We start from the raw sequence: 11788 nt of genomic DNA on the forward strand, positions 1-11788 counted from the left end.
TCCTATACGATCAGTGCGGCGACTTTGTTGGCCGGAGTTACTGACGTTGACAGCTCCTCGCTGTCGATCACCTCGATCAGCGTGGCCAGCGGCGGTGGCAGCATTGTCAACAGTGGCAATGGCACCTGGACGTATACGCCGGCACCGAACTACTACGGGCAGGTCAGCTTCAACTACACGGCGTCCGACGGATCGCTGACCGCAACATCTACCGCTAGCTTGACCATTTCGGCAACACAACCGTCGGTTCCGCTCGCTGCGAGCTATATTTTGTTTGGGAGCTCCAGCAATGACGTGTTGACCGGAGGCGGTGCCAGCGACCTGTTCGTGGTTTCAAAAGGATACGGTTCGGATATCGTCAGTAATTTTCAGGTCGGCGCCGGCGGTGATGTGCTGCGAGTCCAGAACTACGGGTTCGCAACTTTTGCGAATCTCCTGGCGGCTGCCAAGCAGGTTGGCTCCGATACGGTGATAGCACTGTCCAGCGCTGAGACTGTGACGTTGAAAAACGTGGCGGTCACGTCGCTGATTGCAGCGAATGTCCAGCTCGACAATCCTTTGCCCCTCAGCGCGGCCGCGAGCTATGCGCCAGCCGCTGCTGGGACCGGCACGTTGTATGGAACTTCCGGAAACGACAAGCTGCAGGCCAGCGGCTCGGCGGTGACTCTCGTTGGAGGCGCCGCCGACGACACCTATGTCATCTACGATCGCACCACAAAGGTCGTCGAACAGGCCGGTCAAGGTGTTGATACAATCCTGGCTGGAAACTACGACGGCTATAGCCTCGTTAATGCGCCAAATGTCGAGAATCTGACGCTGACCGGGAGTGCCGCGGCGCCTGCCACCGGCAACGCGCTTGACAACATCATCACCGGCAACGCCGGCAACAACATGGTCGATGGAGGGCTCGGCAACGACGTACTTGTGGGTGGCGGCGGCATAGACACGTTCGTGATCAAGGCCGGAAATGGAAATGATATCATCATTGATTTTAACGCTGGAGCGGGTGGGGACATCCTTCAGATTAGCGGCACGAACTTCAAGACGTTTGCCGATGTCAAGGCTGCAATGACGCAAGCAGGCACGGATGTCTACCTTGCCCTCGGAAACGGCGAGAGGATTACCATTGAACACACCAATCTTCAAAGCTTCGTAGCAGCCAACGTCAACATCGTGACGCCCCAGTCGGGTCTCATCAAGACGTTTGGCGATGATTTCAATTCGCTGTCGGCCGGTCAGGATCCTGATCTGACTTGGCGGACAAGCTACGCGTGGAGCGGTTCAGCCAGCTATTTGCTGAGCGGGAGCGGGGAGCAGGGCGTTTACGTCGATAGCAGCTTCTCCGGCCTGCCGGGGACGCAGGCATCGAGTTCTCTCGGTCTCGACCCGTTCTCCATCAAGAATGGCGAATTGGTCATCACTGCTCAGCCGGTTTCCTCGTCCATCAGTCCGTATGTCGGAGGAGCTCAATTCTACACCGGTATGATCTCGAGCGAAAACAGCTTCGTTCAAACTTACGGATACTTCGAGATGACGGCCACGTTACCAAGCACAACGGGGGCTTGGCCTGCCTTCTGGTTGCTGCCGATCAACGGGCAGTACAGCGCTGAACTCGACGTTCTCGAGGCATTCGGGCAGAGCCCGGATCAGGCTCATTGGCAGGTCCATTCGTCGACCGGATCGACGGCCGCTCCGGGTGCTTGGGCAAATACGGCTGATCTCACTTCGGGAATGCATACATTCGCGGTCGAATGGACACCCTATGATCTGACGTTCTTTGTCGATGGCGCCGAGATTGCCAAGGCTCCCACGCCCGCAGATATGAATACGGCGATGTACATGATTGCCAATCTCGCGATGGGCGGCTGGGCTGGAGCCGCAGCCGCTGGATCCACCGCAACCCTGATCATCGATTCGATCGAGGCCTACCAACTACCCGAATACACGCTGGCCAATTACACCCTTGTGTCGAGCGGTACTCCCACCGTCACAATCGCTGGAACAAGCAGTGCCGAAACCCTCACAGGAACGGTCGGCAACGATCTGGTCGGAGGTAATGGCGGTGCCGACATCATGATCGGCGGCCTTGGTGACGATACGTACATCGTCACGGATGCTAACGCTCAAATCGTGGAGGTCGCCGGGGGCGGAGTGGATACAGTGCGGGCATCGACCTCGTACACCCTTTCCAACTACGTTGAGAACCTCATCTTGACCGGGGGCGCTGCTATCAATGGCACCGGGAATAGCCAAGCTAACATCATCATCGGAAATTCAGCTAATAACGTCATCACGGGAGGACAGGGCAACGATATTCTTACCGGGGGCGGTGGGAGCGACACCTTGGTCATCAAGCTCGGGGATGGCTCGGATATCATCACCGATTTCCATCCAGGAAGGGCCATTGATCATGACGTAGTCAAGCTGGATGGCTTTAGCTTCACTTCGTTTAGCGAAATCACGACAGCAATGGATCAGGTCGGAGTCGACGTCTACCTGACGTTGACGCCCTATGAGACACTAGTCTTCCGCGGGACAACGATCTCCGATTTCGTGAGTGATAACTTCCAGCTTCCAGGAGCTCTGCCGACCAGCGGCACCGCTCTCAGTTATTGGAGTGGCACCGCTACTGATCAGTACGTCTATGGCACCGCCATGAACGACAATCTCAAGGCGGGCGGGACGGGTAACACCCTTGTCGGCGGCGCCGGTGACGACACCTATGTCGTCGGTGCTACAAATACCACGATCATCGAGAACCCGGGCGAAGGTGTCGACACGGTTCAGGTGTGGGGCGTTTCGTATACGCTCCCGTCAAATGTCGAGAATCTAACCCTGATGCAGGGGGGCTTGACAGGAACCGGAAACGATCTCGCAAATCGAATGGTAGGGTCAAGTGGCAATGACATTCTTAATGGGGCAGGAGGCGACGATTGGCTGTTTGGAGGTGGAGGAAACGACACCTTTGTCTATGGCAAGGGGAGCGGACACGATACGATCGCTGACTTCCATGTGTATACAACCTCAACAGCTGAGCACGACAAGCTGCTTTTCAATGGTTATGACGCAAGCGCGTATCTGACCGTCGAGGGAGACGAGTGGTCCGTCCACTATGCCGGCGGAGTCGATAAGCTTACGATCGCGGGCGTGACACATCTTGGTGCCCTGGATTATTCATTTGTTGCATAGCATTGATCGACCTCTCAACTGGGCTGAACGAGGAAGATGCCTGAAGGTTAGCGGCAGGGGCGCACGCTCGACGCCTAGGCGCGTTACATGTCAGGGCTTTGTCGTAACATCGTTCTTCGGTTTGGCGGCCCCTGCGTGAGCTCGCTCGAGCAAGCCGAACTGGTAGCGCGCCGCCTCACTTGGTCGATTGTTGTCTGGAAATAGATCCAGTTGAATATTCGGATGGCGGATGAGTAAGACAGCCATGACAGATCACCAGCCTCTTGCTGAGCTGCCGATCGTTTTCTGCTTCAATCTCGTCGTGCACGGCCCACCACGCCTCTGAATAGGGACGAAGGGCGAGTAATACTCTCTCTCGTTCCTTGTTGTGTTCGTAGGCAAGGGGAGAACTAGTCACGCGCCTCGCCGTGGAAGGCAGATTGGGATTGCGGCCCAATCCATCCCAGGCGATCGCACAGCTCGGCGCTAATGGCGCAGTTGCGCAGCCTGTGAGCAAACAGGCGGCACTAATGGCTGTCATGAGAAATCGCCGAGACATGCGGGGCCCTAATGCAAGCGGCACAAGGCACCCGGTTCCGCAGCGGGAACTTGAGCGAAATTGGTTAATGGATGGTTAAATCAACCGGTGACCAGCACCAAAATTCTGTTTCCGGCTGCCATCTGATGTATCCCCTTGGTCCTGCCGTCTGTATCCGTCCGGTGAAGCCCGGTGAAGGCCGCCTTGCCGAATGAGGCGTGTTGTTGAGAACTGTCCTTATGGACAGTGATAGGCGCAGTGCCCAAGTCGAACGGCTTGAGGTGGTGGACACGGGCCGGCGGCGGCGCTGGTCCGAGGATGAGAAACTCAAGATCGTCCTGGAGAGCTTACAGGCGCCGCGCCAAGTCGCGGCAACAGCACGGCGGTATGGCGTTTCGCGCTCATTGCTGCTGCGATGGCGACGCTCGTTTCGGCCGGAGCCGAAGGATGCCGCCGATCAACCTGACTTCGTACCGGCGATAGTGGTCGCGGAATCAGGGTCGACGCCTTGTCCAGTCGCGCCGGCCAGCAGTGGCGGGTCGATCGAGATCGAGTTTGCGACCGGGGCTCGGATGCGGATCACGGGTGCGGTCGATGCGGCGACGCTGAAGGCCGCCGTGGCGGCGCTGGCAGATGGACGCCTACGGTGATCCCCATTGCGTCAGGCGTGCGGGTGTGGATTGCGACCGGCCACACCGACTGCGTCGCGGCATGAACTCTTTGGGCTTGCTGGTGCAGGAAGCCTTCAAGCGAGACCCGCACGGCGGCGACCTCTATGTGTTCCGTGGCAAAAGCGGCAAGCTGATCAAGATCCTTTGGCACGATGGACTAGGCATGTCGCTCTACGCCAAGCGGCTGGAGCGCGGCCGGTTCCTGTGGCCGTCGTCAGCTGATGGCGTGGTGACAATCACCCCAGCCCAGCTTGGCTACCTGCTGGAGGGCATCGACTGGCGGATGCCGCAACATACCTGGCGACCGCAGGCGGCTGGGATTTGAATCGGTGGCAGGATCAGCGGTTCGGACAGAGATCGCGTCTTGTGATTCTCTGGTCGGCGATGGGCGCTGATGATTCTCTTCCCGACGACGTGACCACGCTGCAGGCGATGCTGCGCGCCGAGCGAGCGGCCCGGTTGGCCGCGGAGGCGGAAGCCCAGGCGGGGACATTGCTGATCGAGAAGCTCAAGCTCACGATCAAGAAGCTCCGGCACGAGCAGTTCGGACAGTCCTCCGAGCGAGGCGCATTGCTGGACCAGCTCGAGCTACAGCTCGCCGATCTGGAGGAGAACGCGGCGCAAGCTGAGACCGCGGCGCAGATGGCAGCCGAGAAGATTGCGGTGCCATCGTTCGAGCGCCGCAAGCCAGCCCGCCGGCCGCTGCCGGAGCATTTGCCGCGGGAGCGCATTGTCTATCCAGTGCCTGCCACCTGCCCATGCTGCGGCGACAGCCGATTGCGCAAGATTGGCGAGGACGTGACCGAGACGCTGGAGCTCGTTCCGCGCCAGTGGAAGGTGATCCAGCACGTGCGCGAGAAGCTCGTCTGCCGGGCCTGCGAAGCGATCACCCAGCCGCCGGCTCCCTCGCATCCGATTGCGCGCGGGCGTGCAGGGCCCAAGCTGCTGGCCCATGTCCTGTTCGCCAAGTACGGCCTGCACCTGCCGCTTCATCGTCAGAGCGACGTCTACCAGCGTGAAGGCATCGATCTCGACGTATCGACGCTCGCGGACTGGGTAGGTGCCTCCGCGGCAACCCTGATGCCTCTGGTCGATGCGATCCGGAGTACCGTCTTCGCAGCCGAGCGCATCCACGCGGATGACACCACGGTGCCGGTTCTGGCCAAGGGCAAGACCCGGACCGGCCGGCTCTGGACCTACGTGCGCGACGACCGTCCGTTTGCCGGCCCCAGATCCGCCGGCGGCCGTGTTCTTCTACTCGCCCGATCGTGGCGGTGCGCATCCGGAGCTGCATCTGGCGGGCTATGCCGGACTGATGCAGGCCGACGCCTACGCTGGCTTTGGCAGGCTCTACGAGGCCAGGCGCAAGGGCGGCCCGATCATCGAGGCCGCGTGCTGGGCGCACGGCAGACGTAAGTTCTTTGATCTGGCACGGCTCACCAAGGCGCCGATCGCGGCCGAGGCGGTCCAGCGCATCGATGTCCTGTTCGCCATCGAACGTGAGATCAACGGCCTTGCTCCGCAGGAGCGCCTGCGTGTGCGCCAGGAGCGTAGCCGCCCCCTGATCGTCGAGCTGGAGGCGTGGTTGCGCGAGCAGCGCGCCAAGCTCTCCAGGAACAACGACACGACCAAAGCGATCAATTACTGCCTCAGCCGCTGGGATGCATTTAGCCGCTTCCTCGATGACGGACGGCTTTGCATGTCGAACAATGCTGCCGAACGTGAGCTACGGGCGGTCGCCGTGGGGCGAAAAAATTGGACCTTCGCCGGGTCCGACGAGGGCGGCCGGCGTGCGGCTGCCATCTACAGCCTCATCGCCACCGCCAAGCTCAATGACATCGACCCGCAGGCTTGGCTTGCCGACGTGCTGGCGCGCCTACTGGATCACCCTGCCAAGCGCATTGACGAATTGCTGCCTTGGAATTGGCAGCCTCAAAGCGTCGCTCACGCCGCTTAAGCGCGATCAGCCTTCCACCAAAACAGCCTACCCGGGGCCGTCGCCGGATGCGTACTGCCGTCTATGGGGTGTCAGCATTGAACGCCCTTCTAGCCAAGACTCTAACAGGAGAACATCCGGAGGATCGCGGCTGTGCTATGGTCGGCCCCGGCTTGATGTCGTTCGAAGCTTTGCTGACTTCGATTCGTTCGTGGCGACACGCCTTTTTAGAAGTCCGCAACGTTCCGCGTCCAACGCTGCAAATCTGCTCCAGAGTGGGCACGCAGGAGAGTGTATCGGTCTAAGGCGTGAGACAGTGACATGACGACTGGGCTCACGTTATCCAGGACGAGGACAGCTCTTGCCTCGCGCACCAGGAGTACGAGGTGATGCTCTGCGGTGGATCGGATGACGACTTCCGCCAGGAGCAAAGCTTAGCTGGGCCAACCGGCCCGGAGCAACAGATGGCGTTTGGTAACAGCATAATCGCCGCAGTTGCCGTCGTAAGGCGATGATCAATGCGATCCGTATTGAAGAGGGAGGTCCGGCGCTTGATGCCGTGGACCTCGTATCCCTTCTGCAAAAGAAGTTCAGCCAAATAGGCACCGTCCTGGCCGGTGACGCCGGTAACAAGTGCGCGTTTCTTTGTCATATCAATGCCAAAAAAGGAGATTTGTACTTACACGAACTTAATCGCGCTAGGGAAACTGAAGTCAAACGCATTTCAAAGCTTAATTAACGGCGCTCTGCTGCCGAAGGGCCGCCAACAATGACTGCGGACGCGCACCATGGCAGCACAGCCGGCCGGCCGAGCAGAAGGATCCGGATCAGCCGCCAGCTTCTATTGAACATAGCGAGGAAGCCAGGCGAAGGGCTGTGGCGGCGAACGGGTGCGGTTAATATTTGTGTTACCCAAACCGCTTAATGCGGGATCGCTGCGCTTCGGTTGTTCAGCATTCGATCGCACCAGCAGTGCGGATGATACCGAAATACGCGCTCGCGTTGGTCTCGGCGAGTTCTCTCCAACGTTGCTTGAAGAGTGAAGATTGCGGATTCTGACTATACTCAACGGACGGGCTATCGAATGCAGCAGAATGCCCGCGCGCAAGTATCTCACGATCCAATTTCAAAGAGAAACACCGTCATATGCTCCAGGCGAGCCTATTGATCGGCGCATCGATTGCGACGTATATCAAAGCGGGCTAGAGGCAGAGCCGAAGGAACGGCTGATGCCAAGAAATCTCCAAGAACAGTTAGAGGAAGTCGAGAGGGACATTCAACTGTACCGGGAATTCGACAATGCGGAGAAAGCTCGGTTCGATCGTGAGTCCTATTTATGGACTGCGGAGGAGCGAATCGAGTGGCAGGAGACACAAGCTGATAATGCTCAAAGGATACGGGAACTAGAGGAGAGGCTTGACGCATTGCGCAGCCGGCTTTGTTAGGCTAGAGCAGTAGCAAACGTTGGAGCGAAAACGCTTATTCTTTGCTCAGTTCAGCCTACTCGTGATTAGCATCCAAGTATCCGCGCGACGGCTGGATTAAAGATATGAGAGTGCAATAATAAGTTGGAAGTAGTTGCTGGGAACTGCGTTGCCGTCCCAGCGCAGCGAAAATGTTTCTGGCGGAGCTGGTGGTTTGAATAGTTCGGGCATCAAATGTTTACTGACCTCTGAAACGAGCAGCTTCCTTCCGTCATCGCTGTCCTTGAACAAACATGAGTGCGCAGCTGCAGAATCCAATGGTGCTCTTGCGAGCGTCTGGCGACGACGGGCAGTCCGATACACCGCCTTCAAAAACCAATTCGAACATTACGTCCGCACCGGCGTCGGTCCTCCTCGAGCTCAAACGAGGTATTTGCAAATTCCGTGAAACGAAATTAGGGGGCTCCCTCCCAACTAGGGAGCCTTAATCGTCCCAAATACGGTCGCCGCATTCGCATTCGAATGAGCGCACGGTTTTTTCCCGATCTGGGAAATGCACTACCTTCAATAAGCGGAGCGTTCTTCCGCATAATCTACACATTCTATTTGGCCGGCTTTCGATTTCGCCAATCTTTTCGGCTCTAAACAGCTCCACTGTGGCCCCCCGAGGTGTTTATGAGTAAGAGTTAGGCAAATATCTGAGCTCTGTCACTTCAAAAATCAACCTGGCCTAGAGCAGCCCTCCAAACTCTGACGTTCACTGTAAAAAGCAGGCGTCCCGCCCGGGTCAGCCGTGTCTATCGTCGTCGCGATCGGCTGCGAACATCGCGGACTACGAGCCACGGGGACCCGCAATGGCGCTCAGCCGGAATCTGGTTAGAGGTTGCTTCGGACTGACCTGCCCCTGCGTATTTCCTCCAGATGGAGTTAGAGTCCGGCCCGAAGAAGGACGGACAGATGAAGCGAGCAAGGTTCACGGAAGAGCAGATTATCGCGGTATTGAAGGAGCATGAGGCTGGAGCAAAGACGGCCGACCTGGCTCGCAAGCACGGGGTCTCGGAAGCAACGATCTACAATTGGAAGGCCAAATTCGGTGGCATGGACGTTTCGGAGGCGAAGCGGCTGAGGGCGCTGGAGGACGAGAACGCGAAGCTGAAGAAGCTTCTAGCCGAGCAGATGCTCGACGCCGCCGCCCTTCGCGAGCTGCTTTCAAAAAAATGGTAGGGCCCGCCGCCAAGCGCGCTGCGGTCGCGCATCTGCAGGCCGTCATGAGCCTGTCGGAGCGGCGGGCCTGTTCGATTGTCGGAGCGGATCGGAAGATGATCCGCTATCGCTCCAGCCGTCCTCCGGACGCGACTCTCCGTGGCCGCTGCGTGACCTTGCCAACGAGCGGCGGCGGTTCGGCTACCGCCGGCTGTTCGTGCTGCTGCGGCGGCAGGGTGAGCCATCGGGGACGGACGTGCCGGTCCTGCGATACCTGCGCGATCTGCATCTCGACCGCGTTGTGACCGAGAGCGGCGGCCAATTGATCATCGCGCTGGTGACAACGTCCAATCTGGACGCCATGCGTGCGATGACAGCTTCCACTGAACTGGTACGCGGCGCGCTCCCGCTGGCCCGGCCGGTCTGGGTTCTCAACGAGCGGGTGGGCACCGTTTTCCGGTCGGATTTTGATTCCCAGCTTTTGGACCTCGAGCCGGAACAGTTCGCCAGGATGCGCGCTGGCGTGAGCGAGATCGTCCTGCCGCGCATGGACGACCGGCTTTGGCAGCCGGTAGACCGCACGCCAGGCTTGAACCTCGTCAAGTTTGTCACGGCGGATCCGGCAAGGCTGGCGCCGCTGTGGGCTGACCGCGCGGGCAATCCGCTCGACCGGTTGTCTGCGGCCGTCGTGCAGCAGCGCATCGCAAGCTGGATCGTTGCCATGATGGAGGCGGCCCACCAGGCCTTGGGCTTTCCCCGCACCAACTAGGTTTGCCGCGCAGTTCGAACGTGTCGAGCGCCGGGGCCACGAGGCCGTCAGAAAGATCATCCAGCGTCTCGCCTGCTCGAACACGAGTCTCACGCTATTGCGCGATCTTCCGTTTGCGGTGCAGTTGATGAAACCGTCGGAGCGCAAGCAACTCGCGTTGCTTCGCGCTCGCCTGGTCCGGGAGCGCATTGGCCCGTGCGAGCGTGCGCTGCGTCGGGTGGGCCGCTGGATAGATACGATTTGGATGAGTTGTAGATGACTAGAAACACTCTCCTACAGAGCGGTGAGACAGCTGTGCCGGTGCAGCTAATTCGAACGCGTGAGATGAGGACCGCCGGTCAGGATTTACGGGCGCGGCGTAGAAAGCCTACATTCATCAATATCCGGTTTGGTGCTGATCCGGACGTTCCGTTGGAGGCGCGTTTAAGATGAGTTCAAAGGCAATATTTGGAAATGGTTCTGAGATCCAGGTTACGTACGCGTGTGGACATCAGGGAAGCATCAAATCTCAACGTGATTCCATAAACGAGATGAGGACTCGTGCAGCCAGCCGCACTCTCTGCGAGGTTTGCATCATTGCGCACAGGGCAAAGCGCGATTGCATGATTTCCAATTCAGTTCAGCGAACCAAGGAGGCGGCGGCCGCAACGAAGCTGACTGGCACCAGGAAACAGATCGAGTGGGCCGAGCGCATTCGCGAAAAGTGGCTGTTCATCGTCAAGCGCGAAATACCAACGCACCTTTTGTCGAATCTTGAGAAAGCGCGGATCGGCGCTGTATCCCCCGAGGCCATTGAGCAGGCCATTACCACCGTGCTTGCCGCGCGCCTGGCTGCCATTGATGGGGTGGTTGCTCACTGCAAAGCTGCCTGGTGGATCGATTTCCGGTCTTATCTTGAAGCGATGGTGAATCAGCCCACGGACGCAGCGATCAAGTCGGAATGCTCGGTCCTCCTCAACAGGTAAGGACTGATCAGACTGACGCGTCCGCTCCTACAGTCCTCGCGCAGTTCTTCGCCTCGATCAGCCGATTCACTCGAACGGCATCCTGTTGCGCGCTCGTCGTCTGAGGCAGCGAATGCGAAAATTTTTCGCATTTGGCGCGATGGGTCCGGCGAAGTTGTCGCAAGATGCCATCATTGCATTGATATTGTTGACAAATTTCAAAATCTGCCGCCATTGTTAATGCACGGCTTACGGCGAGAGATGTCATCAGGAGTACTCATCGTGACGGATGCGGGGCAGTTCAATTACGATCAAGTTGCGGTGGACAAGGCGGAGGAGCTCCGCGAACTCGCTGGCGCGATCCGCGCAGGCGCGAGACAGCTCACGCAAACGGCCGTGGCGATGGGCATGTGCCTGATCCGGGCGAAGACGGGCCTCCCTCGTGGAGTGTTCCTGAGCTGGTGCCGGCTGGAGGCGGGCTTCGAGCCCCGCACCGCTCAGCTCTATATGATGCTGGCGGGCCTGTTTGAGCGTTACGGGGAGGATGTGTATCTCGTGCCGCTCAGCGCAGCGCTGGATCTCGCCGCTCCGTCGGTTGACGAGGCAACCATTGTCGAGATCCTGGCGCGGGCCCGTCGTGGCGAACGGCTGACGGGCGAGTTCGTCAAGGAATGCATTCGCCGCGCAAAGGTCAAGGCGAGCGAGCCGGAGCCCGTCGGTGCTGCCGAGATGTCCGCCATGGTTGCGGACGCGCTCGATGGCACGAGAAAGGCGGCACTGCTGAGATTTCTCGGGGACAAACCCGGGGCGCGCGATCGGCACTTTCTGAAGAACCTTCGCGAGCGGCTTGCCGCAGACCGGCGGCGGAACGTGGCTCGACCGCGCCTGCCGTTGGTGCGTCAGCTGCCCGCCGCCTGAAGCGCTTATTTTTTTATCGCAACGCGGCTTGAAGACACGTCCGGCTGGCTCGGGCCGCTGCGGCCGCGGGATCTTGTGCGGACGCTTTCGCGCGTTTGCATCGGCTGTCGTGGGCCGTCCGGGCCACGATGATGCGGTGTCCTTTGCATCTCGTTGGCGAGCTCTTCTACGCCGTCATGAGATCTTCCCTGCAGAGACGGATCGCGATTGGTGCGGT

At 59.2% G+C, this 11788-nt stretch carries 8 protein-coding genes and 2 pseudogenes; 8 read left to right on the top strand and 2 right to left on the bottom strand.

Annotated features, from left to right (window positions below; translation table 11 throughout):
• The first annotated feature begins 9 nt into the window (after nt 1-9).
• The 4 genes from YU9_RS44820 to YU9_RS43310 all read left to right on the top strand — a co-directional run bounded on the left by YU9_RS44820 (nt 10) and on the right by YU9_RS43310 (nt 6334).
• Nucleotides 10-3189 (top strand): cadherin-like domain-containing protein, encoded by a 3180-nt coding sequence (locus YU9_RS44820; protein WP_256375931.1) that lies wholly within the window; start codon nt 10-12, stop codon nt 3187-3189.
• A 756-nt stretch (nt 3190-3945) separates the two neighbouring features.
• Nucleotides 3946-4356, top strand: a complete 411-nt coding sequence (locus YU9_RS0133815) for a transposase (protein WP_027576737.1) — start codon at nt 3946-3948, stop codon at nt 4354-4356.
• Nucleotides 4340-4702 (top strand): IS66 family insertion sequence element accessory protein TnpB, encoded by a 363-nt coding sequence (gene tnpB / locus YU9_RS43305; protein WP_245266642.1) that lies wholly within the window; start codon nt 4340-4342, stop codon nt 4700-4702. Before YU9_RS0133815 ends, tnpB begins: the two co-directional genes overlap by 17 nt.
• Nucleotides 4703-4761: 59 nt before the next feature.
• A protein-coding gene (locus tag YU9_RS43310; protein WP_371259240.1) for an IS66 family transposase occupies nt 4762-6334 on the top strand; the annotation gives its coding sequence in 2 pieces (ribosomal slippage) (nt 4762-5604 and nt 5606-6334; 1572 coding nt in all).
• 206 nt (nt 6335-6540) lie between these two features.
• Here the strand turns inward: YU9_RS43310 and YU9_RS51260 are convergent.
• Together YU9_RS51260 and YU9_RS46590 are read right to left on the bottom strand one after the other, a co-directional pair.
• Nucleotides 6541-6687, bottom strand: coding sequence for a hypothetical protein (locus tag YU9_RS51260; RefSeq protein ID WP_371259237.1), 147 nt, complete (start codon nt 6685-6687; stop codon nt 6541-6543).
• Nucleotides 6688-6824: 137 nt separating this feature from the next.
• A pseudogene (locus tag YU9_RS46590) lies at nt 6825-6965 on the bottom strand (GDP-mannose 4,6-dehydratase); the annotation flags it as partial.
• Nucleotides 6966-8694: 1729 nt separating this feature from the next.
• Here YU9_RS46590 and YU9_RS46595 point away from each other — a divergent pair.
• From YU9_RS46595 to YU9_RS0133860, 4 genes and pseudogenes are all read left to right on the top strand, one after another.
• A pseudogene (locus YU9_RS46595) lies at nt 8695-9178 on the top strand (transposase); the annotation flags it as partial.
• Nucleotides 9179-9196: 18 nt separating this feature from the next.
• On the top strand, nt 9197-9709 hold the full coding sequence (locus YU9_RS49355; RefSeq protein ID WP_027576742.1) for a hypothetical protein: 513 nt from the start codon (nt 9197-9199) through the stop codon (nt 9707-9709).
• A gap of 602 nt (nt 9710-10311) precedes the next feature.
• Entirely contained in the window at nt 10312-10674 is a 363-nt protein-coding gene (locus YU9_RS0133855) for a hypothetical protein (RefSeq protein ID WP_027576743.1), read from the top strand.
• Between the two features lie 261 nt (nt 10675-10935).
• Complete coding sequence (locus tag YU9_RS0133860) at nt 10936-11571, top strand: hypothetical protein (RefSeq protein WP_156952279.1); 636 nt, start codon at nt 10936-10938, stop codon at nt 11569-11571.
• The last annotated feature ends 217 nt before the right edge of the window (nt 11572-11788 follow it).

Origin of the sequence: Bradyrhizobium sp. WSM1743 (assembly GCF_000473065.1) — a bacterium.
In the GTDB taxonomy this organism is placed as follows: domain Bacteria; phylum Pseudomonadota; class Alphaproteobacteria; order Rhizobiales; family Xanthobacteraceae; genus Bradyrhizobium.

What these genes read in the sequence shown, in the direction of transcription:
- YU9_RS0133855 (WP_027576743.1), top strand. Translation starts at nt 10,312, where the DNA reads ATGATTTCCAATTCAGTTCAGCGAACCAAGGAGGCGGCGGCCGCAACG.
- YU9_RS0133815 (WP_027576737.1), top strand. Translation starts at nt 3,946, where the DNA reads ATGGACAGTGATAGGCGCAGTGCCCAAGTCGAACGGCTTGAGGTGGTG.
- tnpB (WP_245266642.1), top strand. Translation starts at nt 4,340, where the DNA reads ATGGACGCCTACGGTGATCCCCATTGCGTCAGGCGTGCGGGTGTGGAT.